This window comes from Pontibacillus salicampi (assembly GCF_042434395.1).
In the GTDB taxonomy this organism is placed as follows: domain Bacteria; phylum Bacillota; class Bacilli; order Bacillales; family BH030062; genus Pontibacillus; species Pontibacillus salicampi.
This window is the reverse complement of sequence record NZ_JBHLTP010000003.1, coordinates 760,070-781,687: the sequence shown is the minus strand read 5'-3', so window position 1 is coordinate 781,687 and position 21,618 is coordinate 760,070. Positions and strand designations below refer to the sequence as shown.

The 21,618-nt window shown below is 39.4% G+C and carries 23 protein-coding genes; 7 read left to right on the top strand and 16 right to left on the bottom strand.

The annotated features are described in order from the left end of the window. Positions 1 to 37: 37 nt before the first annotated feature. The gene (locus ACFFGV_RS05405; RefSeq protein WP_377345571.1) at positions 38 to 196 is read right to left on the bottom strand and encodes a hypothetical protein; all 159 of its coding nucleotides are present in this window, start codon (positions 194 to 196) and stop codon (positions 38 to 40) included. 376 nt (positions 197 to 572) lie between these two features. On the opposite strand from ACFFGV_RS05405, the gene ACFFGV_RS05400 reads away from it, so the two are divergent. Then, complete coding sequence (locus ACFFGV_RS05400) at positions 573 to 2,009, top strand: NADP-dependent glyceraldehyde-3-phosphate dehydrogenase (RefSeq protein WP_377345870.1); 1,437 nt, start codon at positions 573 to 575, stop codon at positions 2,007 to 2,009. Positions 2,010 to 2,615: 606 nt separating this feature from the next. Here the strand turns inward: ACFFGV_RS05400 and ACFFGV_RS05395 are convergent. The 7 genes from ACFFGV_RS05395 to ACFFGV_RS05365 all read right to left on the bottom strand — a co-directional run bounded on the left by ACFFGV_RS05395 (position 2,616) and on the right by ACFFGV_RS05365 (position 9,746). Next, the gene (locus ACFFGV_RS05395) at positions 2,616 to 3,560 is read right to left on the bottom strand and encodes an LCP family protein (protein ID WP_377345570.1); all 945 of its coding nucleotides are present in this window, start codon (positions 3,558 to 3,560) and stop codon (positions 2,616 to 2,618) included. A 1-nt stretch (position 3,561) separates the two neighbouring features. Then, the gene (locus tag ACFFGV_RS05390; RefSeq protein ID WP_377345569.1) at positions 3,562 to 4,038 is read right to left on the bottom strand and encodes a hypothetical protein; all 477 of its coding nucleotides are present in this window, start codon (positions 4,036 to 4,038) and stop codon (positions 3,562 to 3,564) included. Positions 4,039 to 4,298: 260 nt separating this feature from the next. Continuing rightward, complete coding sequence (locus ACFFGV_RS05385) at positions 4,299 to 4,859, bottom strand: SGNH/GDSL hydrolase family protein (RefSeq protein ID WP_377345568.1); 561 nt, start codon at positions 4,857 to 4,859, stop codon at positions 4,299 to 4,301. 135 nt (positions 4,860 to 4,994) lie between these two features. Further along, on the bottom strand, positions 4,995 to 6,485 hold the full coding sequence (locus tag ACFFGV_RS05380) for an MDR family MFS transporter (RefSeq protein WP_377345567.1): 1,491 nt from the start codon (positions 6,483 to 6,485) through the stop codon (positions 4,995 to 4,997). A gap of 212 nt (positions 6,486 to 6,697) precedes the next feature. Continuing rightward, the gene (locus ACFFGV_RS05375; protein ID WP_377345566.1) at positions 6,698 to 7,657 is read right to left on the bottom strand and encodes an arsenic resistance protein; all 960 of its coding nucleotides are present in this window, start codon (positions 7,655 to 7,657) and stop codon (positions 6,698 to 6,700) included. Then, positions 7,654 to 9,078: a HAMP domain-containing sensor histidine kinase gene (locus ACFFGV_RS05370; protein ID WP_377345565.1), complete on the bottom strand. Its 1,425-nt coding sequence runs from the start codon at positions 9,076 to 9,078 to the stop codon at positions 7,654 to 7,656. Before ACFFGV_RS05370 ends, ACFFGV_RS05375 begins: the two co-directional genes overlap by 4 nt. Continuing rightward, the gene (locus ACFFGV_RS05365) at positions 9,075 to 9,746 is read right to left on the bottom strand and encodes a response regulator transcription factor (RefSeq protein WP_377345564.1); all 672 of its coding nucleotides are present in this window, start codon (positions 9,744 to 9,746) and stop codon (positions 9,075 to 9,077) included. Before ACFFGV_RS05365 ends, ACFFGV_RS05370 begins: the two co-directional genes overlap by 4 nt. 149 nt (positions 9,747 to 9,895) lie before the next feature. Here ACFFGV_RS05365 and ACFFGV_RS05360 point away from each other — a divergent pair, with 149 nt between their 5' ends. From ACFFGV_RS05360 to ACFFGV_RS05345, 4 genes are all read left to right on the top strand, one after another. Beyond that, entirely contained in the window at positions 9,896 to 10,828 is a 933-nt protein-coding gene (locus tag ACFFGV_RS05360) for an ABC transporter ATP-binding protein (RefSeq protein WP_377345563.1), read from the top strand. Beyond that, on the top strand, positions 10,803 to 11,519 hold the full coding sequence (locus tag ACFFGV_RS05355) for an ABC transporter permease (protein WP_377345562.1): 717 nt from the start codon (positions 10,803 to 10,805) through the stop codon (positions 11,517 to 11,519). The genes ACFFGV_RS05360 and ACFFGV_RS05355 overlap by 26 nt, the downstream gene beginning before the upstream one ends. Next, positions 11,519 to 12,238, top strand: a complete 720-nt coding sequence (locus ACFFGV_RS05350) for an ABC transporter permease (protein WP_377345561.1) — start codon at positions 11,519 to 11,521, stop codon at positions 12,236 to 12,238. Before ACFFGV_RS05355 ends, ACFFGV_RS05350 begins: the two co-directional genes overlap by 1 nt. Positions 12,239 to 12,329: 91 nt before the next feature. Next, complete coding sequence (locus ACFFGV_RS05345; RefSeq protein WP_377345560.1) at positions 12,330 to 12,626, top strand: DUF3817 domain-containing protein; 297 nt, start codon at positions 12,330 to 12,332, stop codon at positions 12,624 to 12,626. A 109-nt stretch (positions 12,627 to 12,735) separates the two neighbouring features. Here the strand turns inward: ACFFGV_RS05345 and ACFFGV_RS05340 are convergent, their stop codons facing one another. The 4 genes from ACFFGV_RS05340 to ACFFGV_RS05325 all read right to left on the bottom strand — a co-directional run bounded on the left by ACFFGV_RS05340 (position 12,736) and on the right by ACFFGV_RS05325 (position 14,982). Next, positions 12,736 to 13,326, bottom strand: coding sequence for a YdeI/OmpD-associated family protein (locus ACFFGV_RS05340; protein ID WP_377345559.1), 591 nt, complete (start codon positions 13,324 to 13,326; stop codon positions 12,736 to 12,738). A 258-nt stretch (positions 13,327 to 13,584) separates the two neighbouring features. Then, positions 13,585 to 14,103: a dihydrofolate reductase family protein gene (locus ACFFGV_RS05335; protein WP_377345558.1), complete on the bottom strand. Its 519-nt coding sequence runs from the start codon at positions 14,101 to 14,103 to the stop codon at positions 13,585 to 13,587. Then, entirely contained in the window at positions 14,100 to 14,375 is a 276-nt protein-coding gene (locus ACFFGV_RS05330; protein WP_377345557.1) for a hypothetical protein, read from the bottom strand. Before ACFFGV_RS05330 ends, ACFFGV_RS05335 begins: the two co-directional genes overlap by 4 nt. Before the next feature lie 202 nt (positions 14,376 to 14,577). Further along, positions 14,578 to 14,982 carry a GNAT family N-acetyltransferase gene (locus tag ACFFGV_RS05325; protein ID WP_377345868.1) on the bottom strand — a complete coding sequence of 135 codons (405 nt, stop codon included), beginning with the start codon at positions 14,980 to 14,982 and terminating at the stop codon, positions 14,578 to 14,580. 338 nt (positions 14,983 to 15,320) lie between these two features. Here ACFFGV_RS05325 and ACFFGV_RS05320 point away from each other — a divergent pair, with 338 nt between their 5' ends. Then, positions 15,321 to 16,541 carry an MFS transporter gene (locus ACFFGV_RS05320; protein WP_377345556.1) on the top strand — a complete coding sequence of 407 codons (1,221 nt, stop codon included), beginning with the start codon at positions 15,321 to 15,323 and terminating at the stop codon, positions 16,539 to 16,541. 59 nt (positions 16,542 to 16,600) lie between these two features. Here the strand turns inward: ACFFGV_RS05320 and ACFFGV_RS05315 are convergent, their stop codons facing one another. The 4 genes from ACFFGV_RS05315 to ACFFGV_RS05300 form a co-directional block, all read right to left on the bottom strand. Next, complete coding sequence (locus tag ACFFGV_RS05315) at positions 16,601 to 16,795, bottom strand: hypothetical protein (RefSeq protein WP_377345555.1); 195 nt, start codon at positions 16,793 to 16,795, stop codon at positions 16,601 to 16,603. 110 nt (positions 16,796 to 16,905) lie between these two features. Then, the gene (locus tag ACFFGV_RS05310; protein WP_377345554.1) at positions 16,906 to 17,082 is read right to left on the bottom strand and encodes a hypothetical protein; all 177 of its coding nucleotides are present in this window, start codon (positions 17,080 to 17,082) and stop codon (positions 16,906 to 16,908) included. A 350-nt stretch (positions 17,083 to 17,432) separates the two neighbouring features. Continuing rightward, entirely contained in the window at positions 17,433 to 18,551 is a 1,119-nt protein-coding gene (locus ACFFGV_RS05305) for an MFS transporter (protein WP_377345553.1), read from the bottom strand. Between the two features lie 158 nt (positions 18,552 to 18,709). Next, positions 18,710 to 19,261 (bottom strand): TetR/AcrR family transcriptional regulator, encoded by a 552-nt coding sequence (locus ACFFGV_RS05300; RefSeq protein ID WP_377345552.1) that lies wholly within the window; start codon positions 19,259 to 19,261, stop codon positions 18,710 to 18,712. Between the two features lie 1,469 nt (positions 19,262 to 20,730). Here ACFFGV_RS05300 and ACFFGV_RS05295 point away from each other — a divergent pair. Continuing rightward, the gene (locus tag ACFFGV_RS05295; RefSeq protein ID WP_377345551.1) at positions 20,731 to 21,615 is read left to right on the top strand and encodes an SDR family oxidoreductase; all 885 of its coding nucleotides are present in this window, start codon (positions 20,731 to 20,733) and stop codon (positions 21,613 to 21,615) included. The last annotated feature ends 3 nt before the right edge of the window (positions 21,616 to 21,618 follow it).

Here is a 21,618-nt window from a genome sequence, read left to right as displayed (position 1 = left end):
GCAACCAAGTGCTTCGTTCCTTTTTATTATGTACACTTTACATGAAAGCAACGATGCCAACCGTAATAATAAAAACAATGCTTAGTGCAATTGCTATAACTCCACCGCTATCTCTCTGCTTATTATTACTATTGATTTTTAGTAACGAAATAATAAGGAAGCTGACCAAAAATAGTATCGGAAACAGCCACTCCATTTTATGCCCTCCCCTTTTTATGTTTAATACCATTTTATTCCATAACCTTCCATTCGTCAAAACCTCTATGATTTCCCACCTCTTATTTGTGCAGAACACGCACAAACTAAACCAGTATTATAATTTAACTCCAAAACGCGTTTATATATCCCTTTATCTTGAATGTTATTAACCAGCAATTATCTATCAAAATTTTTATATTTTTACAATAAAACGCTTACTTAAGCCCTTTCATTATGTTATAATGTTTTTCTTTTGCAAAATATCGAATACAGTCATACAATAGTTATCACAAAGCAACACTTCTATTATTGATATTAAGATTTTTTACTTCCTAAACCACTTAGTAACCATAAAGGAGTTTTTATACATGACAATGAGTACAGATCAAACAGTAAAGACACTAATTCACGGCGAATGGAACGTAAGTGAATCTGGGAAAACAATAGACATTAAATCCCCACATAAAGGTGAACTAATTGGACAAGTTCCTTCTCTATCTCAGGAAGAGCTGGATGCATCCATTAAGAAAACAGTTGAAGCACAAGTAAGCTGGGCAGAGCAATCTATCCAAGCTCGTGGAGACATCTTAAAAAAATGGGCAGACATACTAGAAGAACGCAAAGAAGAAATTGGCGAAGCAATTATGCTGGAAGTTGCAAAGAAAAGAAGCTCTGCAATTTCTGAGGTTACTCGTACAGCAGAATACATTCGCTATACTGTCGAAGAAGCATACCGCCTTAATGGAGAAGTAAAACGCGGTGACGGATTCAAAGGCGGGAACCCAAATAAAATTGGCCTTGCAGAAAAGACCCCGCTAGGTACTGTATTAGCGATTGGGCCATTTAATTACCCTGTCAACCTGTCTGCGTCTAAAATCGCACCTGCTCTTATGCAAGGGAACAGTGTAATCTTTAAACCTGCAACTCAAGGTGCAATTAGTGGAATTAAATTAGTTCAAGCGCTTGTAGATGCTGGCATGCCAAGTGAACTTGTTACGCTTGCAACTGGCCGCGGTTCCGTAATCGGTGACTTCCTGGTACAGCATCCAGAAGTAGATATGATTTCCTTCACAGGTGGAACTGCGACAGGCCGACATATTGCAGAGCTTGCTTCTATGATTCCATTAGTACTAGAGCTTGGTGGTAAAGACCCAGCGATTGTTATGGGTGATGCGGATCTAAATAAAGCAGCAAAAGAAATTGTTGCTGGTGCTTACAGCTATTCTGGACAGCGTTGTACAGCCATTAAGCGTGTGCTGGTTCAACATGAGGTAGCAGATGAGCTTGTGAAGAAGATTTCAGATCAAGTAAGTGAACTGTCCGTTGGTATGCCGGAGGATGACGCCACCATTACTCCACTTATCGATAATAAGAGCGCGGATTATGTTCAAAGCCTAATTGATGACGCGAAGGAAAAAGGAGCAACAGTCGTTGTGGGAGACAAACGGGAAGGTAATTTACTTCACCCTACTCTGTTAGACAACGTAACAAGCGATATGAAAGTAGCGTGGGAAGAGCCTTTCGGACCTATCCTGCCAATTATTCGGGTATCCAGCCAGGAGGAAGCAGTTCGTCTTGCTAATGAATCTGAGTATGGTCTGCAGGCATCTGTATTCTCCACTGACATGGATACAGCTATGGATATTGCGCAGAAACTCGAAGTAGGTTCTGTTCAGCTAAACGCCAAAACAGAGCGTGGCCCAGACCACTTCCCGTTCCTAGGTGTAAAAGCATCCGGGCTTGGTGTACAAGGTATCCGTGAGAGTCTTCAATCTGTTGTTCGTGACAAAGTAACTGTTATTAATATGTAAGATAAACAAGTGCCTGGAGCAATGCCTCTAGGCACTTTCTTTGTAAGGTCATTTTAATTTATCCACCAGAATAAACCTCGAAACAATTTCTAGGCACTGGTTTTGAGATATATATGGCATTTATTCTTTGTAGGTTTTGGCAACATGTTTATTAGTCAAGGTGTATAAATAAACGCGTTATAAAGTGCAGGGTGAGACCCCACAGGACGGAGTCCGAGGAGGCTCACCGCGCTCCCGCGGAAAGCGAGCTATTCCTCGCAGCCCCCATCCACTCAACAGAAGTCTCGAAACTGAGTCTTCCACAAACGAGGGCTTTACTTTAACAAACTTCGCGAACAAAAAGACCTTAAATATGCATCATTTTATACATTGATGATAATATTTAAGGTCTTTTTATATTCAAAAAATATAATGCCATTTCATACATGGAATAAATGCCAAATACAGGTTTTGAGAACCTGACTAATGTGTAGGTTTTATTATTTAAGATTTTGTGAAAAGGGTATCAGTGATATTAAAGTAATCCACCCTCTGTTTCCAATCCATTAACAATGATTCACAAGACAATTAAAAAGGACGAAACCCTAAGTGATTTCGTCCTTTTCTCTATTCTAAAAATTCTTGAACGGCCTGTTTGGTAACCTCTTCGTTATGCATAATGACAGCTGCTCCGTTTACTCTTCCATCCCAGTGCTCGATATCAGCTGGAATAGATTTTGTTTCGATGCTGCCTGGAGTGTTTAAGATAAAATCCTTACCAAAGCTTGCTATTGTCATTTTACCCATATTAGTTTCAATATAAGGCTGAATGGTTCCAACTAGTCGAGGCAGCTTCGTTAAACCATTAATCGACATTGCCTCTTCCTTCAAAGCCTTTATCACCTTTTGCTGTCTTTCTACTCTTGCATAATCCCCTCTTGCGTCATGACGGAAACGGGCATATCCTAACAGCTCATCGCCATTTAGCGTTTGAGTTCCCTGCTCGAGATCGATGGTTCCTGCTGAATCCTTATAATACATGTCTTTCTCCACTTCTATTTCCACTCCATTTGGAGCTAATGTATTGACGATATTACTAAATCCATCGAAATCTACGACAGAATAGTACTCAAGGTTAACACCAAAGTTCTCTTTAATAGTTTGTCTCATCAATTCGGGACCTCCATAGGCAAAGGCTGCATTCAGCTTACTATATCCAACCCCTGGGATGTTTACATATGTGTCCCTCATTAAAGATAACAGCTTCATTTGGTCATTTTCTGCATCATACTGGGCAATCATAATCGTGTCCGACCGGGTACTTGTCTCGTTGCCACGGCGATCCACCCCTAATAATAGAACATTGGTTTTACCTTCTGGGGATGCTACTCCTTTAAAATCATCGAAATTTTCTTCTCCTGATATTGGTCCATCGCTATCGGCGCTTCGAATTCCTGCCCAATATTCATATAATACATAGCCACTTATAATAAGAAATAAAAATAATAGCGTAACTAAAATTCTGCTGCGCTTTCTCTTTTTCTTGCGCTTAGCCATACGATTATTCTCCAAGCTAATTCCCCTTCCGCTGCTCTATACTGCTTTCTAATGCATGAATCTCATCCATAATGTCCTGATATCGCTTTGAATCCATTTCGCTCCGTTGTGATTCTGGAGGATATGTTTGAACCCTTTGTAATAGTAGTATATAGCGATCATAATGCTCGGAAGATAAATATTGTTTTGCCACATTAAGCTCTTGTTTACTTCGCATTTCAATGGATTTCGCCTCGAATTCTGCAGCCTGCTCCTCCATATTCTGAGGCTTTTGAGACTCATCTTCTCTACCATCGAAGCCGAGTTGATTTCCAAGAATCCAAAATACACCAGTAAAAATGAAAATGAGTGTAACAATTCTTCCGAAACGCTTCCCCTTCCTAACTAACGCTTGACGTTCTGGCAAATAGGCGGTTACTTTATCAAAGCTAACCTTCCTTTTAGAAGGTTCTGATATATATAATAATTGCTTCTTCCATTTAGATATCATCATTGTCCTCCTCCATATGTCAGTATGTAATGAGGTCTGGACTATATCGCTGCATATGCATTTCCCTATGAAGGAGTATCCCATATCCAACGAATTTTGACAATTTTTTCACCTTCTATGTTGATAGTACTATGATTCAAGCAATTTTTCTAGAGCCATTTTCTTCAATGTATAACATTGGTAACACTTCCAATCCACCTACTCCTCCATGTTGCATGTGACATCTTTTGTTTATCCCTATATGTTGAGTCTATTAGGTGAATTTATATCTCACGTAAAGTTTGCACGATTAGCTGACACAAAACGGCATATCCGGCCTCGCCAATGTGCAAACCATCATCCTGTTGACCTTTAACTAAATAAGGGTAATCCTTACGGCGGATCATAGTGGAAAAGACATCTATTAATGGACATTTCATTTCCCTAGCTACCTCGCTAACGGCTTCGGCATACTCTTCTAATACGGAGTTGGTTCTTCTGAACTGCTTCGTTTCATCTACTGGTGTTGGAGTGAGCAATACGCACGTGCTAGGATAAATCTTCCTGACGATTTCCCTCAAATTGTTCTTATATGTAGAAAGCGGCACCATTTTGTGAAATGCTGCATCATTAGCTCCAAATAACACCGTTACAATATCAGGGTTATGTGATAGAACATCTCGATCTATTCTTCGTATTGCATCATTCGTATTATTCCCTGAAACCCCTTTGTTCAGAATCTCATAGTCAGGCAGAGCTTCTGCAATTTTTTTCGTTAGTAACGGTTCTTCATGTCCCTCGTGCCCTGCTGTGATACTATCTCCGAAGCAAATTAATCGAGTCATTCTTTTCCCTCCATATGATTAATCAAATATCGACTATGACACATTTAAATAGAAGTTATCCACTCTTATTTCAGCACAGAGCATGTATAAAAAAGCACGCCCTTCTACCCTTTGGACGTGCTGCTTTTCTATACGTTACGATCCTGTTGCTGCTTCTTGCTCTTCTGATACGTCTTCCGCGGTAGCTCGCTTTATAAATAGCGACAAGATAAAGCCAGTTACTGCTATTCCACCAATGATAAGGTACACAGTATTCACCCCAGATACAAGTCCTTCTTGAATTGTGCTTTGTGCCTGTGGATTTGCTGCGTTTTGGATGTAGGTATTCTGACGAGAAGTCATTACTGCAATATATACAGCAACACCTATTGCACCAGCCACTGGCTGTAGCGTGTTCATGATGGCCGTTCCATGCGGATAAAGTGACTTAGGCAATTGGTTCAAGCCATTGGTCTGAGCAGGCATCATAATTGCTGAGATAGATAACATGAGAAAGATATAGCACATAATGATATACCATAACTCTGTGTTGACTCCCACTCTGCTTAAGCCAAACATGGTGATACTTAATACAAAAGTAGCTGGTATCATTAATTTTCTAGGTCCAAATTTGTCAAAAAGCCTTCCCATAATCGGTGACATTAATCCATTAAGTAAAGCTCCTGGCAAGAGTACTAATCCTGCTGTCGCTGCAGCAATACCTAGAGGTCCTTGCATATACATCGGCAGAATAATCTCAGATGAGAACATGGATGTAATGACGATTAGAAATAGGATAACGGCTAGAGTAAACATTGGGTATCGGAATACACGAACATCCAATAAAGGTTCCTCTAGCTTCAGCTGTCGAAGAGTGAAGATGATTAAGGAAACGATTCCTAACACGATTGTTCCATATACTTTCGGCTGTGCAAAACCAGCATCCCCTTCTCCTGCCAGACTAAACCCTAGTACTACTCCGCCAAATCCAATTGTGGATAAAAGTATGGACATAATATCAATACGCGGCTTGGTTACATCGCCTACATTTTGCAGATATCGATATCCAAATGCAATGGAAAAAAGTGCAAATGGTATGACAGTAATAAATAAAAATCTCCAACCCAGGTATTCTACTATTATTCCTGATAATGTCGGTCCAATAGCCGGGGCGAACATAATAACCAATCCAACGGTCCCCATAACAGCTCCTCTTCGTTTGGGTGGAAAAACGAGAAGGAAGGTGTTAAAAATAATAGGTATGAGTAATCCTGTACCCACAGCTTGTAATATTCGTCCCATAAGCAGAACTGTAAAGCTAGGGGCAAGAGCACTAATAGTCGTACCGATAGTGAAGATGGTCATAGTCCCGAGAAACATTTGACGTGTAGTAAATGTCTGGATTAACAGAGCGGAAATAGGAGTCATGATTCCCATTACGAGCATAAAGCCTGTAGCCATCCATTGAACGGTAGGAGCCTCTAAAGAAAATCGCTCCATAAGTGTTGTTAAAGCGATATTTAATAGTGTTTCATTTAATATAGCAAAGAATGCACCTATAATGAGTGAGACCATTACAGGCATCACTTTGAAATTGGGATCGTCTGCTAGAAATTCATACGATTGTGATTCTGTCTTTTCCCCCATAATCATGTCTCCTTTATAACGTCTTACGTTGCCTATCGTAGCATACCTATCCTACTACATATCCATGAAAGAAGAAAAGAAAAATACTTACCATTTAGCTAACATTCTTCCATACAAAAAACGTCCTTTATAAATGGTGTAACGACTTTTAAGAAGCAACACTCTACCATAATATGTACGGTCCATATCATTCCATTCACACCTGCTAGCCCTTAATCACGAATTATTATGCTGGGAACTAGGCGAATGTAAACTAGCTCACTTAACAATTCCACAATCGTCTGGGTAATAATCACTGCAGCTACAACATCCCCATTATCTGGAAACGATAATGCGAGTGGGAGAACAACCAATGAATTCCTTGTGGCGCCACTAAAAATAAGGGCTCTACCTGCGCTAGCTTCCAATCTAAACCATGCAGCTACATATTTCGCCAGGAAAGGCATTATCCCCATAAAGATGATATATAATGGAAGCACCTGAAGTATGTAGTTTAAATAAGTCTCCAATTTAACGATTTGAGATGCCACCACTATAAAGAGGGTTAAAGCCATTAGAGGCACTGGAAGCCAGGCTGAGCTGCTCGAGACTTTTGTTAGGAACGTGATTCGTTTCGCTCCCAGTTGTAATAACACCGCTATGCCCAGCGGAATGATCACCAAGTATAGAAATGCTTCTATAAATGGAAGAGGCTCTACAATTGCTAAAGCATCCCTTCCCATGAACAGCCACAGATACATTGGTAATAGCAGCATTTGTACTACAAACAAAATGGGGGTAGATACTAATACCAACTTTTCATCCCCTCTGCCTAAGGCAGTAAAAACGATTACGTAATCAATACAGGGAGTCAGCAACACTAAGTAGAATCCGATTAACAATGTGGTATTACCCGTTAACATCTGAGATAACACCCAAACCACAATCGGTACAATCATAAAATTAAGGACAAGCAAAGCCTTAATAAATGCTGCATTCCTAAACGCCTTTTTCATAGACGTAAATGGAATTTGAGAAAACATACTAAACAGCAATAAACCAATAACGATAGAAGTCACCGATTCTAATCTTACCGCCGAGCCAGGGAATAGTAACCCAAACACAACTGCTACAATCATCATGACAACATATAGCCACACTTGATTCCTTTCAAGCTCTGAACGAGTCATCAACTCATTTCCCCCCTCCCCTCCGACTCACCAATGTGAAAAGGCTTTTTCCATACAAAGTAATGAGTGCTTCCATTGTGGTCTGAATGGACGTTCCAATCTATATTCATATCTTTCGTCATTAAAGCAATAATACGCAGACCAACACCAGTTCCTTCTGAATGTACAACAGAGCCGGCGAACCCTGGCCCTTTATCTGTTATCCAAAGGGTTATCGCCTTTTCTCCCTCTTTCATTCCTACTTGCATATAACGCCCTTCCTCTGCATGACGTAGAACGTTTTGAAATACATTATCAACGATGCGCTGCAGCCATTTAGGATCCAGCCTCATCACCATTTTCTCCTCCGGTAAGTTAATGTCTACTTCAAAATCATGCTGTTCAAAGATGGCATACCAATCTGCAACACATCTTCGTATGATTTGCACCAGATTTACTTCTTTCTCGTGATAAGGATATCGATGAGAGGAAAGTAAGGAATAGGATAGCAGATTCTCAATTAGTTCACTTAGATACGTTATTTTATCATCTGCAACTGCTATAGCATTTCGCCCTTCCTCTGATTCAATTTGTCGTTGAATCGTGTACATTTGCCCTCTTAAGACTGTAAGGGGAGTACGAAGGTCATGGGAAAGGTTAGCTATTAATTCTCTTCGGAGTCGTTCCTCTTCTTGTTCCTTCTTGCGACTCGTTTTTAGTGTTTCAATCATGTCGTTAAACGTTTCTTTCAATAATCCAATTTCATCCCGCTTACCGACATCAACAGGCTCAGGGATTGCTGAGATATCATTGGAGGTCATGGCTTGCTGTAAGTCTACTAATCTCTTTCGAATGCGATGGAAGAAGATATATGATATTACTAAGAATAGGACAAAAACGGCTATTACTCCACCGATATAATAGTAGCCTCCATATACTTCAATATACCGATTCATCTTCTCCCCCAAATATTCCTTCGAGATTTGGAAGACCATAAATCCTTCATCTTGCCCCTCACCTATAAATGCCAGAACGGTAAATGGATCAGCATAATAGCTCTTTTTCATAAAGTCGAGTGCAGCTGTAGCGTCCCAGTTTTCCTTGACGTGTTTTGGCTCTCCCCATGTTCTTTCTAATAGGTCATCGTTATTCACCCAAAACAAGGACGATTGAGGATATTTTTCCTTCAATAAGCTAATCTCTTGTTCAATTTCCGTTTTACTAGCTCCCCCTAGCCTATTTGCGGTCTGATGTACCTCTTCCTCTAACCGGATATTGTTATAATAGACCGGCTTTTTCGCTTCATAAAAGGTATCCATCACGAGATAAAAAATACCGCCCACCGCAGGGAAAGAGATTGGAAATAATAAAATAGCACCAATGAGAATGAAAATATACTTTCGTAACAGCGAGGTACTTCGAGTGTGGTTACCTGTTTTCTTCATCCCTTCACCCTATACCCTATACCTCGAATGGTTTGAAGAATTTCAGGATGGCCAGGGTCTTTTTCAATCTTTTCCCGTAAATGACGCATGTGCACCATCAACGTTTTATCTCCTTCTATGTATGGTTCGTTCCATATTCCTTCATATATTTGTTCTTTGGTAAGGATCTGATTTAGATGCCTAATCATAAAAAAGAAAATCTTATGCTGTTTACCTGTAAGGATAATCTCTTCGTCGTTTTCCTTTGACACAATTTGATACGTTCCAGGATAAACGAGAAGATGTCTGAAATCGATGGAATCAGCAGGTGCCTGATCAAATCTTCGTAGCAATACCTCAATACGGGCAGCAAGCTCTTTTGGGTGAAATGGCTTCGTCAAATAATCATCAGCAAACTGCAAGCCGTGCACCTTGTCCTCTACGGAGGTTCTTGCTGTGAGCATGAGAATTGGAAGATTAGTTCGTTTGTCCTTTATTCTCTTCCCTAATGTAAATCCATCAATTCCAGGCAGCATAACATCCAATATGGCGATATGAACATCCTCCATTACATTCTCTACCCCTTCATCAGAAGTAAACCAATGCACTGTGTATCCTAATGTCTCTAATTCTGTGGTTACCCAGCTGCCTATTTCTCTATCATCTTCCACATATAATATAGCTGACATATAGTACTCCCCCTTCTCCACTTCCCCCGTCATTATATCGTACTCCATTCTATATTAACTAATATTTTCCTATATTTTAAACAGAACTTAAACTACATCAACCATTGTTTTAAATAACCTGCTTTACTATGTAAAGAGAGGTGATAATAATGGATTATGTTATTCAAACAAAACAATTAACCAAAACGTACAAAGACCAGCATGCAGTAGATAAAGTTGCTTTACAAGTTCCTAAAGGGTCTATTTACGGCTTTCTAGGTCCTAACGGAGCAGGAAAAACAACTACGATTCGAATGCTGCTAGGACTCATCAAGCCAACTAAAGGAGATATTACTATCTTCTCTAAGTCCTTAACCAAATACAGGTTAGACATTTTAAAAAAGGTTGGCTCACTGGTAGAGAATCCTTCTTACTACGGACATCTAAATGCTCTGGAAAACCTGGAAGTCTATCGAATACTTTTGCAAGTACCAAAAGAACGGAAGCAAGAAGTGCTCGACATCGTGGGCTTGTCCTACGCGGCTAAAAAGAAAGTGAAAAACTATTCTCTAGGTATGAAGCAGCGTTTAGGCATTGCGATAGCTCTCTTAGGAGATCCAGACCTGCTCATTTTAGATGAACCGACAAACGGTTTAGATCCATCCGGTATACAAGAAATTCGCCAGTTAATCAAAAGACTTGCCCATGAGCGAGGAATTACGGTACTCATATCTAGTCATTTGTTAGGAGAGGTAGACCAAATGGCAGATTATGTTGGGATCATATCGGAAGGAAAGCTTATTTTCCAAGATAGAATAGAGAAACTGAGACAGCGAGCACAGGCTAAAATAAGATTTCAAGTAAAGGAAACAGAGGCTGCCTGGAATGTAATGCTTGCCCAGGGGCTTAAGGCAGACCGAGAAGAGGAAACCATTACGGTACAAAATATCGACAAGGAAAAAGTAGCTTCCCTTATTGAGAAGCTAGTGCACCATCAAATTTCCATTTATAGGGTGGAGGAACTTACGCAATCGTTAGAGGAAATATTCCTTCAGGTTGTGAAGGAGGGTCAAGGAAATGTTTCTAAAACTATGGAAGGGTGATCTATTAAAACTAAAGCGAAAATGGATGTTAGGTCTAATCTTATTAGGTCCCTTTGGAGCAGTAGCGCTTCAGGCACTTAACTTTGGCTTAAGGTATGACTATTTAACCAACTTATACAAAGATGATCTCTGGGGAGCACTGCTTATGAATATTCAAGCCTTTGTTCCACCTGTTATCATTCTCGGCATGGCTATTATAACCTCCATGCTTGCAGGTATTGAACACGAAACAAATGCTTGGAAGCAGCTAATTGCCCAGCCCATCCGAAAGCACCAAGTGCTCTGGTCTAAATGGCTGCTTGGGTACAGCCTTTTGCTTATTTCCTGTGTCTTACTCGCTCTATTCAGCGTGTTATTGGGGCTTCTATTATCTTTTGGTACAGACATACCTCTAGATGTCCTCTTTCGTATGAGCTTTTATCCATTTCTAGCTGCTACCCCATTTTTCGTTTTACAGCTTTGGTTAGCGATTGTATTCAAAAATCAAGGAATCGCCTTAACCATTGGAGTTGTCTGTACTGTTTTTATAACATCCGGTTCTATGATGCCACGATGGAACCCATTGTCTTGGCCGAGTTTACAGGCAGATTTTGCAAACCCTATTATTAGTGTAATGCTTGGGATTGGGCTTGCTCTACTCCTCACCATTATCAGTACAATTGATTTTACACGAAGGGATGTGGTGAACTAATGTCTATCCTGAGAGCTGAGCTTTATAAGCTGAAACGAACTAACATCTGGATTGCTTTTTTAGTCAATCCTATCCTAACAGGCTTATTTGCCATTTCCATGAATCCAAGCGAATCCCCTTATCCATGGGCAGAACTGTATCATAGGCAGTTCTTACTGCACGGACAGCTATTTCTTCCATTAATGGCATGTCTAATTACCGCCTACCTTTGTAAATTTGAACACGATCAAAACAATTGGAAGCAATACCTTACGAAGCCCATTCAGAGGTGGCAAGTATATGCAGGTAAATTCACACTATCCGTTCTGTTTGTAGGCATCATGCAACTCCTAATGCTCGCTGTTTATCTCAGTATTGGCTGGATGTTAGGCATAGATGGTTCTCCTCCATCAGAGATGATCGTAAGGGGCATTGTTGGCGGCTGGATTGGAACGTTTCCTTTGATTGCCTTGCAGCTTTGGATGTCATCGATATGGAAGAGCTTCGCAGGTGCTATGAGTATTAGTGTTATGTTTACACTACCTTCCATCCTCATTGCAAACTCTGCTACATATGGACCTTACTATCCGTGGGCACAGCCATTTTTACTCACCATAGCACAGTCTGAACCAGGCAATGTATTCTATGTCTCCCTTGTTCATATGGCTCTTGTTCTTGGTGGCAGCATACTTCTCTTTTTCGGAGTAGGTGTAACCCAATTCAAAAGAAGAGCCTTTTAATCCCTTTCACTAGATGGGCTATCCTCATTCCTCCAGGATTGTGATAGAATGATTATGGTGTACTAGACTACAATTACTGGAGGAAGACAAAATGCTATCTAATGCTCTAAATCGCTTCCGCTTAGCCGGAATGGTAGAAGGCGGCTCCCTATTATTTTTAGTATTAATCGCTATGCCTTTAAAATATTTCGCTGGTTTGCCTGAAGTCGTCACAGTAGTTGGCTCCATCCACGGATTCTTTTTTATTACGTACTGCCTCGTCATTGCTTACACAACCTTTAAAATACGCTGGTCGTTTTCATGGGTATTCCAAGCCTTTATCGTTGCCTTTATACCGTTTGGGAATATATGGCTGGACCAGCGTTTGAAAAAGAATTTTGCCGTCTAAATTTAGACAAGAACAAAAACAGGTGCGTTCAAACTTAACGCACCTGTTTTCTTGACGAAAAAAGGGAGACATGATGTTATACAATACTAACTAATATTTACAAACTAGCTTATTTATCGTTCAATCCTTTCCCATCCATAATGTGCTTCATATATTTCTCAATTCTAGACACTCGAGTTTCAGACCGTTTCGCTTTGGCAAAATAGAGTATATAAGCGCGTTGTCTCCCTGGAGTTAAATCTTCAAAAGCAGCTTTTAATCCTTTAATCTCATTAAATTTAGTTTGCAGTTCGTCAGGTATTTCCTCCTTCTTATCCACATTTACTTCTAATCCTGCTTCCTCAACAGCAGCCGCTTCCTTAATATATTCTTTTAATGTAGATTCTTTTTCGTAAATCTGCTGTACATTAGTAAACCTGATTTGACGACCAGCTTGTACATTTTCTGTTTGCTGAATAAGTAAATTGTCGGTATCTTTTAATAGGACACCTTTAAAAAACAACAAAGCACAATATTCCTTAAATCCATGAATGAGAACAACATTTTTATTATTTAATGTATAGCAAGGGTGTCCCCACTTTAGGTCCTCCACTAACCCACAATCAAGCGCAACCATCCGCAATGTCTCAAATTCTGTCTTCCAGTTTTCCGCTCTACTTACATAATCATCAACCTTTGGGTTCATTTCACGTTTGGACATCCAGAGAAGCTCCTTTATTGAAATTATTCTCATGCTAGCTATTAACATGAACAAACAATCACACATTCTTCCAAGTATTATTTCAAAAGATGCTCATAAAAACAACTTACTTTACCTCTACTTAACACTACCCTTACCAGTTCAGTAGGGGATGCCGCTTTGATGAGGGTAGTCTTTCTGTTAAGAGAAAAATGGTATATATATAAAAAGCACTTCCACCATAAGGAGAAGTACTTTCCAATCAAGGTCTTAACCATGTCACTTTCTTCTATAGTGGAGTTGCGGAAATGATCCAAATCGTTTCATATCTACGAGCTCCATTCTTTGTTCTACATTCATTTCTTGAAATAATGGGATACCGCTTCCGATAATAATCGGTGCTATAGAGATAATAAACTCATCTACTAGTTGGTGCTCCATAAGGGATTTAATGATAGAAGCGCCTCCGACAAGCCAGATATCCTTTCCTTCTTGGGCTTGTACATTTTTCATAAACGAGACAGCATCGCCTTGGATAAACTGAACATCTTCTGTATCCTCTCGTGTTTTACTGGTAAACACGTAGCTTTGTTTCCCTTTGTATGGATTGTCACCCTCATGCTCCATTATCCACTGAAACGTTTTACTTCCCATTACCACTGTATCAATACTGTTGTAAAATGCGTCATACCCCGCGTCCCCTTCTGGGTCTTCCACAAAAAGCCAGTCTAGGGAATGCTCCTTCGTTGCTATATATCCATCTATGCTAGTAGCTATGTACACAATTATTCTTCTCATTCCTTATCATCCTTTGACTTGTATCTAAGAAGTTTCTCCATCTCCTCTACTAATTGTACTATTTCTTGTTGCGTCAAGCGAACGAGAATCTGGTCGTTAATCGTTAATATCTGCTCTTTATCAGATGCACAGGAGCTTAAATAATCATATACAGATTGAAGCTGATTCCTGTTCCACACGGATACCGTATCGACATGCTTTAAACGTTCTATTGTTAACTCCTCTGTCGTTTCATCAAACTCTCCTGACAGTATAGTACTGTTAATATTCACTGTATGGGTCACTCCTACTATAGGTTGTCCTCTACTATATTGAGCCGGGAAAGGGTTATTTAGTCAGGAAATGTTCTATTTAACAGCTTTTATGTAAAATCGGTGTTGGTGTACTGGACAATTTGCCAAGGAATAGCTTTTTTAGTAACTGACTACTTCCCCTTAAAAATAATTGGAGTTGCTACTAAGTATTTTTCAGGTATTATTTCAATTCTCGACTTAGTCTTATCATATCTCGGCATTCAATGCCATTCTCTACAATTTTTTCCTCGTAATGTTTGGGGAAGTAGTCTATATCTACCCCTTTGATTCGGAATCCACACTTTTGATACAGCATAAGTGGTTCAGCACTAGAGTTTCCTGTTCCTACCTCCATTGTGTGATAGCCCTCTTCTCTTGAAATGGAAATGGCATGGGAGACTAGCTTTTTCCCTATACCCTTCCCCCTGTAGAAAGAAGCTACTGCAATATTTACTAATTCTATCGTGTAAGGACGAGTTGGCAGCAATACATATACTCCCACGACATCCTCTCCTTCTTTCGCAACATACCCTACACCTTTCTGTAAATAATGCATAATTGCTTTTTCAGAAGGATCGGCCTCCATAAGTAGCCCTAACGGTATCTGTTCATCCCCCTGTATAGGTTCTATGATCAATATTACTCCCCCTTTTATCCATTCCTGTCCTACGTACTATTCGATACCACCTCGTTGTATCCTTCCTTTAATCTAGCTTTTTCTTTGATAAATAGAAAACAAAGCTGTCCAAATTGTCTGAAACATTATACAATAGTACAGAATCTAATCAGGAGGTTTTATTACATGTTAAAAACAATACTAGGTAAAGCAACTACACTACAGGCAGGAGGAATGGCTATAAACGCATAACGCTTATGCTCACCTCTTGCCTTTATCGGAATAGAAGATAAAGCAGGAGGAATTTCATGAAGAAAAATACGTTAGCCTCCCATAACATACGATTATTGTTTTGGGCAGAAATATGTGGAAGTGTTCGATTCATTCAACCCGTATTAACGTTGTTCTATTTTGCGCGTGGGTTGGAGTCTTCGGATATTTTAATAATAATGACATTTTTTAGCTTAGGCGTTTTAATAGGTGAATTACCAACTGGTGCCTTTGCTGATCGCTTCGGTTCTAAGAGTGCTTTTTTAATTGGTTCTGGTCTAGGTATTGTGAGCCATTCTCTTCTTTTTATTGCCTACGAACCGTGGGTGTTCTTTCTTAGCAGTGGGTTAACTGGTGTTGCTGCTACTTTTTTTAGTGGAGCAGATGAAGCATTAATATACGAATCTCTCAAGCTGTCAAAGGAAGAGGATTCTATGGATCAAGCCATCGGGAATATAGCTTCAGCTTCCTTTTTAGTCACCATCTTCATCGTGATCATTGGTGCTATTCTGGCAAGAGATTTAACAAACCAGCAATTCACAACACTGATTGGGCTCGGCATAGCCTTTCTGTGTATAGAGTTTATCCTGCTATTGTTTATAAAGAACCCACCAAGCCAAGGTACCTATCAAGGGACGCCGATGAAGCAAATTGTTGATGGATGTATTGCGATTAAACAACACCCTGCTGTACTGTGGATGTTCTTAAACATAACCCTTGTATTTATTCCTGCTACAGCCATCTTTGAGAAATTTGATCAAAAGGTGCTCGTCGATGCCGGGCTTCCAGTCTATTGGATTGGCGGTGTGTATGCTTGTGCAAGCATAGCAGGGTTCATTGCATCACGATTCATCGCATCGTTAACAAGGAGAACAAATCGCGTTTTACTTTTACGGGGAACAGGATTTCTCGCAGTCGTTTGTTTGTGTGGTGTTGCGATATGGACTCACACACTTTGGGTCATATTAGTTATGCTCATCCTGCTTAAACTAGTTAGCGCAATTCGTTACCCTGTGTACGCCCAGCTAGCAAATGATATAATCCCGTCTAACGTCCGTGCCACTACGATTTCGTTACTATCCATCGTGGATTCGTGTCTGGATTTGGTTATTTTTACTACTATAAGCGGCATTGCAACTAAGGGAATGACAGCATTATTCTTCTCCTGTGCCTTTATTGCACTCATCGGTGTACTATTACCCGTTAAACCAAAACAGCCAATAGAAGAGATTACTCCGCAGTATCCTGTAACGAAATAATAGAAAAATAGGAATAAGAGGTCCACCTACATAGGTAGACCTCTTTCAAACCGCCAATATTAATAAACATTACGAACGAGTAGGAATCCACCGAAAGAGACTAGATAAACAAACAATAATAGCAAAGCAAGTTTATTGGACACATATGCTTTGTTTTTAAACTCCGCTACACCATACATTACGATATTGACTAAAAATATACATGCAGATAATCCTAATGCTGCCATCGCGACCACCATAAAAAACGCTTCCATTCCAATCCCATCCCCTCTTCTATGCTTACCTATAGAATACAAAACGATAGTAAAAAAATAGAAAAAACGAGGTTATATTTTGTTTAAAAAATACCAGCTTTTTTAAACTCTTAATGGAACTCTAGTGCATCTCCTTCTGGATCACTAGCTTTTTCTCTAAAGGAGGTGTTTGTTAATCGGTTAGTAGGATTAGGATTAACATCCCAATCAGCAGTAGGTCGAAGATTGAGCACATCAACTTCTTTAACTTTGGTATCACTAGACCCATGCTCATCAATGACAGTCAACTTGACTTGGAAAATGCTAGGTTATCCAAAAGAGAAAGAATGAATCTACTTCCATATAACCACTATGTGGCAAAGTTATCCTATACCAATCCTCATCACTCGTTGAAGTAATATCTGCATTACCATGGTTCTCTCAAAAAAGCGTTCTTTAGGAGCAGGTTAAAAGCACCACCAATGGTGTTCTAATAACTACGTCCCAAAGAACGCTTTGTTCTCCAGCAAAGTAACGAGGACTTTAGTAGATTAGAAATATAAGCGATAGACATAGCAACTATAGCACCCGCTTCGTTTTGATTTCGAGAAAGTTGATGCATTTTGTTAACTGAATCTATCATTTCTCGAATTTTGTTTTAGGCTGTCCTTAAAAAGGACCCTAAGATAGAGATTGCTCCAAAAACAGCGAACGTCATTGCATAGCCAATTCCTTCAATCATACTGCCTGCAAGGATAGATCCGATAACTTGGCCTAAGGAAAGCATAATGAAAGGTACACCTATACCTAAAGAAGCATTACTTTCGAATACACGGATTCCCCAGACAATCAGCAAGCCACACATAAACAGATTGGAGGTGCCAAATAACGCAGCTGCTCCTATTACCATAGGTATGCTGTCAGATGCCCAGGCAAGCAGAAACGAAGCTCCTCCCATCATCACAGCAAATAAGGTATAACTGGATTGGAGTCCAATTCGTTCGATAACGGTGCCGCCTAAACCACTGGTTATGCCGAAGAGCCCGATCGTTACCCAGAACAAAGATAATACGAGCGTACTAAATTCACCGCTACTTTCTATGAAACTCCTGGAAAAAGTCCAAAAACATGCACTTGAAATCCCCATTAGAACAGCCCCGGTAATCATAGATTTAGCTCCTTCTAATCCTTTTGCTGATAATATGCCGCGTTGAATTTTTAAGGAATCATCAGGTTTTGGGATAATCCGATAATTCCACCATAAAACGAGTAACGCAATAAGAGCATACAGTACGTAAGTGTATCGCCAATGAAGTGGCAGCAAAATGGCCCCAACTCCTGTCGCGACTATACCTAGACTAGTACCGGAGTTTATCCACGTGTTGGCTTTTCCTTGTAAGGGGGCTTTTATCCAAAAGGCAATAGCCGAACCGTACGGCGGAGACACGAGTCCTGTACTTCCCCCAGCCAAGAGAACTCCTGCCGCGAGCATCCATTCGTTCAAGGAAGCACTAATTATAAGCATTCCGCTAACAGCAAAACCACCTGCTAGCATAATCATAGGCTTAGGCCCTTTATTGGTTGTTATGACGATAGAATATATAATAGTAACACAAAAGGAAAGGTAAAATAGAGAAGAAATGATTCCAGAAACTGTATCAGACATGTGAAACGAGTCGGAAATGTTAGAAAGTAATAATCCAAAACTGTACCTTGCTAATCCATATGTGACAGCAATCATGGTTACGCCAGGAAAGACGAGTCTCGTAAAATTCATAAACGATGATACTCCTTTTTCATGAAAACTAGATAGAACGTTCTTTCTACCTAGTTTAAAATTTTTAAACCACACAAGCTGTATGATTCATACCATGAGCTCTTCTATATGGTGAAAGGATTTACTTATAGAAAAAACGGTATCCGAAAGGATGCCGTTTACATTTGGAAATGGGATTGAAGAGCTTTTGTCATGGTAACTGCATGTTCAGTGGCTTGTGTTGGATCTGTAATCTGGGTCATGGATGTAGCTCCTTCGATAATGAGAAGAAACTCATAAGCAAAATTTTTATAATCTTTGATGTTGTTACGAATAGCAAGTTCCTCGAAATACTGCAGCACTTTTGATTTATGGTTTTTGGCAATATCTGCAATGTTACTGTCTGTATCATGATATACTTCAATGGCACGCAGGAACATACACCCTTGAGGGGATACTTCTTTTAAGAATGCTCCATGTAATTGCGCAATTCGTACGAATGGTTCGTTAGAATAGACCTCGGATACAGAACCAATGTATGCCCAGTACCGCTCTTCCCGGTTTTTAATGGCCTCTTCTACAAGCCTGTTCTTAGAGGAAAAGTGATTATATAACGTCATCGTCGCTACATTTGCTTCATTAATAATTTGTTTTAAGCCTACTCCATGAAATCCATAATCATAGAAAAGTTGTTCGGCAACATTTAATACTTGTTTACGTTTTTCACTCAATGGTTAAGCAAACCTCCTAGATAGAACGTTCATTCTATTTTCAATTTAGCATTTATAAAAAAGGAAGTCAAAGTGAATTTTGGTTAAAAGGAGAGAAGGACTAAAAGAAAAAATTCTTATGTGTTTTTTTCTTTGTAGTTGGATTGGTTATACTGCAAAAAATGGCCATCATAATGATGTTTTCAAAAAATATGTTGGGGATTATTATTACTATTATTGGTCCCGTTAACTGTCTTTTAACCAAAAAAATAATCCACCTTTGAGCTAGAGACTCGCGGTGGATTACTTCTATCCTATGTCGATCCCCCTTGCAGGGAAACGTTCTATTACGGACCCGTGATGTTACCAGCATCTGCGGTCTTTTTTATTATACGTTTCCGATATCTATATTCAAACCTAATTCACTAAATTACAAATGTTTTTGGATAAGGAATCGATGATAGTTGTTTTAATTGGTTCACTATATGCTGGTATAGATTTAGTTTCTCATCTAATTGTTGGGAAAGTTGAAGGACCATAGAGTCTTGGGGATTATCTGGATATAAATGTATTATTTCAATGGAGATGAATCCTTTCAGCCGCAATTTAAATTGGCTATAGAATAGCTATGGTATAAGCCTAAACAATTCGTAAATAACCACTAAACGCTCTAAATGCCAGAATATTAGAAAGTAAAAAATAAGAGGAAGTGTACTTTCCTTACATACCTTACATATTTTATATAGATTGAATAACTATAAGTATAATGCTAATGAAAATTAAAACATAATACGCAAATCTTTGACTTCTTATTAACTTCGAGTTTTCAATTAACTGTTGTAACAACACAACAATAATTAGACTAGATATAATCGATAGTATTAAATCCATCTTTAAATACCTCTCGCCATTTAGATGCTACCTAACAGATAATAGCTTCTTTCATAATGATTTTGCCGATTTACTGCTAATATAAATTGTTACAGCTGCTACGCCTGCAGTACCTGCGGATGACAGTGCCTCTACCACAGACCACCCAAGTAAGTAAGCAATACCAAGTGCCCTTGCTAAGTTGCTGAAGCAGCAGCTAAACTATATGATTTCTCTCTGATTCAACAGATCTTGCTAAAGCACTATAATTAGATACTTTAGAATTCATATATTAGTATTTTGTCCTTGGAGTACCAGAACCCCCATCTAAAAATGCATTTTTTTGGCGTCTTATAAGCTTTTAAATATATACTACTACTTCTCTTTAAGTATAGTAAGTAAGCCATGACTTACCATCGGAAGATGAAATTCCCCCTTTATTAAATACATCAACTTACAATTTCCCCATAAATATATTAATACCTGCTAACAGAATAAAAAATGGTATTATTCCCCTATTAAATACTGCTACAGACTTAAGGCTAATAAGATGGTACATTTAATACAATACAGGAAAGATTATCAATGTTACCAGGCTATCATTGTGAGGAGGTCAGGTTATGAAAAGAATTCTAATAGCTGGAGCCACAGGGTATTTAGGCCGATATTTAGTGAAATCCTTCAAGGAGCAAGGATTTTGGGTACGCGTATTAGTACGCGACAGGGGTACATTAGCACAGAATGGCCCTTTTTTTTCACCAGCAGTATCGTCCATAGTAGATGATATCCACGTGGGAGATGTCACAAAGCCCAATTCATTAACAGGTGCTTGTAATGGAGTAGATTATGTTTGCTCTGCTATAGGGTTAACAAGACAGGCTGGGGAGCAAACTTTCTATGATGTAGATTATGCGGGAAACCTACAGCTTTTACGAGAAGCTGAGCGTCATAATGTAGCAAAGTTTATGTACATTCATGTATGTAAGGGAGAGATTATGAACAACCCTATTGTATTCTATAAACAAGCATTCACCAAACAGCTACACCATTCTACTATCCCAACCCCTATCATAATAAAGCCGACTGGGTACTTTTCCGATATGAGTGACATTTTAAAGATGGCACAATCAGGGAGAGTGTACCTCTTGGGTAGTGGATCGTACAAGCTTAATCCCATTCATGGAGAAGACTTAGCAGACTATTGTGCGGATGCAATGAACGCAAATACTGTATCCGAATTGGAAGTAGGAGGACCGACCGTTTTTATGCATAGAGAGATAGCATCGCTGGCATTTAAAGTGCTGCATAAACAGCCAAAGATAGTGTACATACCACATGTTGTCATAAAGCCTATCTTTCCAGTCCTTAAAGTCATTAACCCTACTTGGTATGCGTTAGCTTCCTTCTTCTATGAAGGGATGGGGATGGATGTAACGGCTCCTCCGTATGGGAAGGAAGAGCTGAAGGATTATTTTCACTCCTTACTAGATATAAACAATTCCTAACCA

Excerpts from the sequence above, each read along its gene's own strand:
- ACFFGV_RS05360 (WP_377345563.1), top strand. The coding sequence starts at position 9,896 with ATGGATTATGTTATTCAAACAAAACAATTAACCAAAACGTACAAAGAC.
- ACFFGV_RS05340 (WP_377345559.1), bottom strand. The coding sequence starts at position 13,326 with ATGTCCAAACGTGAAATGAACCCAAAGGTTGATGATTATGTAAGTAGA.
- ACFFGV_RS05385 (WP_377345568.1), bottom strand. The coding sequence starts at position 4,859 with ATGACTCGATTAATTTGCTTCGGAGATAGTATCACAGCAGGGCACGAG.
- ACFFGV_RS05405 (WP_377345571.1), bottom strand. The coding sequence starts at position 196 with ATGGAGTGGCTGTTTCCGATACTATTTTTGGTCAGCTTCCTTATTATT.
- ACFFGV_RS05320 (WP_377345556.1), top strand. The coding sequence starts at position 15,321 with ATGAAGAAAAATACGTTAGCCTCCCATAACATACGATTATTGTTTTGG.
- ACFFGV_RS05345 (WP_377345560.1), top strand. The coding sequence starts at position 12,330 with ATGCTATCTAATGCTCTAAATCGCTTCCGCTTAGCCGGAATGGTAGAA.
- ACFFGV_RS05355 (WP_377345562.1), top strand. The coding sequence starts at position 10,803 with ATGTTTCTAAAACTATGGAAGGGTGATCTATTAAAACTAAAGCGAAAA.
- ACFFGV_RS05325 (WP_377345868.1), bottom strand. The coding sequence starts at position 14,982 with ATGGAGGCCGATCCTTCTGAAAAAGCAATTATGCATTATTTACAGAAA.
- ACFFGV_RS05305 (WP_377345553.1), bottom strand. The coding sequence starts at position 18,551 with ATGAATTTTACGAGACTCGTCTTTCCTGGCGTAACCATGATTGCTGTC.
- ACFFGV_RS05390 (WP_377345569.1), bottom strand. The coding sequence starts at position 4,038 with ATGATGATATCTAAATGGAAGAAGCAATTATTATATATATCAGAACCT.
- ACFFGV_RS05365 (WP_377345564.1), bottom strand. The coding sequence starts at position 9,746 with ATGTCAGCTATATTATATGTGGAAGATGATAGAGAAATAGGCAGCTGG.
- ACFFGV_RS05400 (WP_377345870.1), top strand. The coding sequence starts at position 573 with ATGAGTACAGATCAAACAGTAAAGACACTAATTCACGGCGAATGGAAC.
- ACFFGV_RS05370 (WP_377345565.1), bottom strand. The coding sequence starts at position 9,078 with ATGAAGAAAACAGGTAACCACACTCGAAGTACCTCGCTGTTACGAAAG.
- ACFFGV_RS05380 (WP_377345567.1), bottom strand. The coding sequence starts at position 6,485 with ATGGGGGAAAAGACAGAATCACAATCGTATGAATTTCTAGCAGACGAT.
- ACFFGV_RS05295 (WP_377345551.1), top strand. The coding sequence starts at position 20,731 with ATGAAAAGAATTCTAATAGCTGGAGCCACAGGGTATTTAGGCCGATAT.
- ACFFGV_RS05315 (WP_377345555.1), bottom strand. The coding sequence starts at position 16,795 with ATGGAAGCGTTTTTTATGGTGGTCGCGATGGCAGCATTAGGATTATCT.
- ACFFGV_RS05335 (WP_377345558.1), bottom strand. The coding sequence starts at position 14,103 with ATGAGAAGAATAATTGTGTACATAGCTACTAGCATAGATGGATATATA.
- ACFFGV_RS05350 (WP_377345561.1), top strand. The coding sequence starts at position 11,519 with ATGTCTATCCTGAGAGCTGAGCTTTATAAGCTGAAACGAACTAACATC.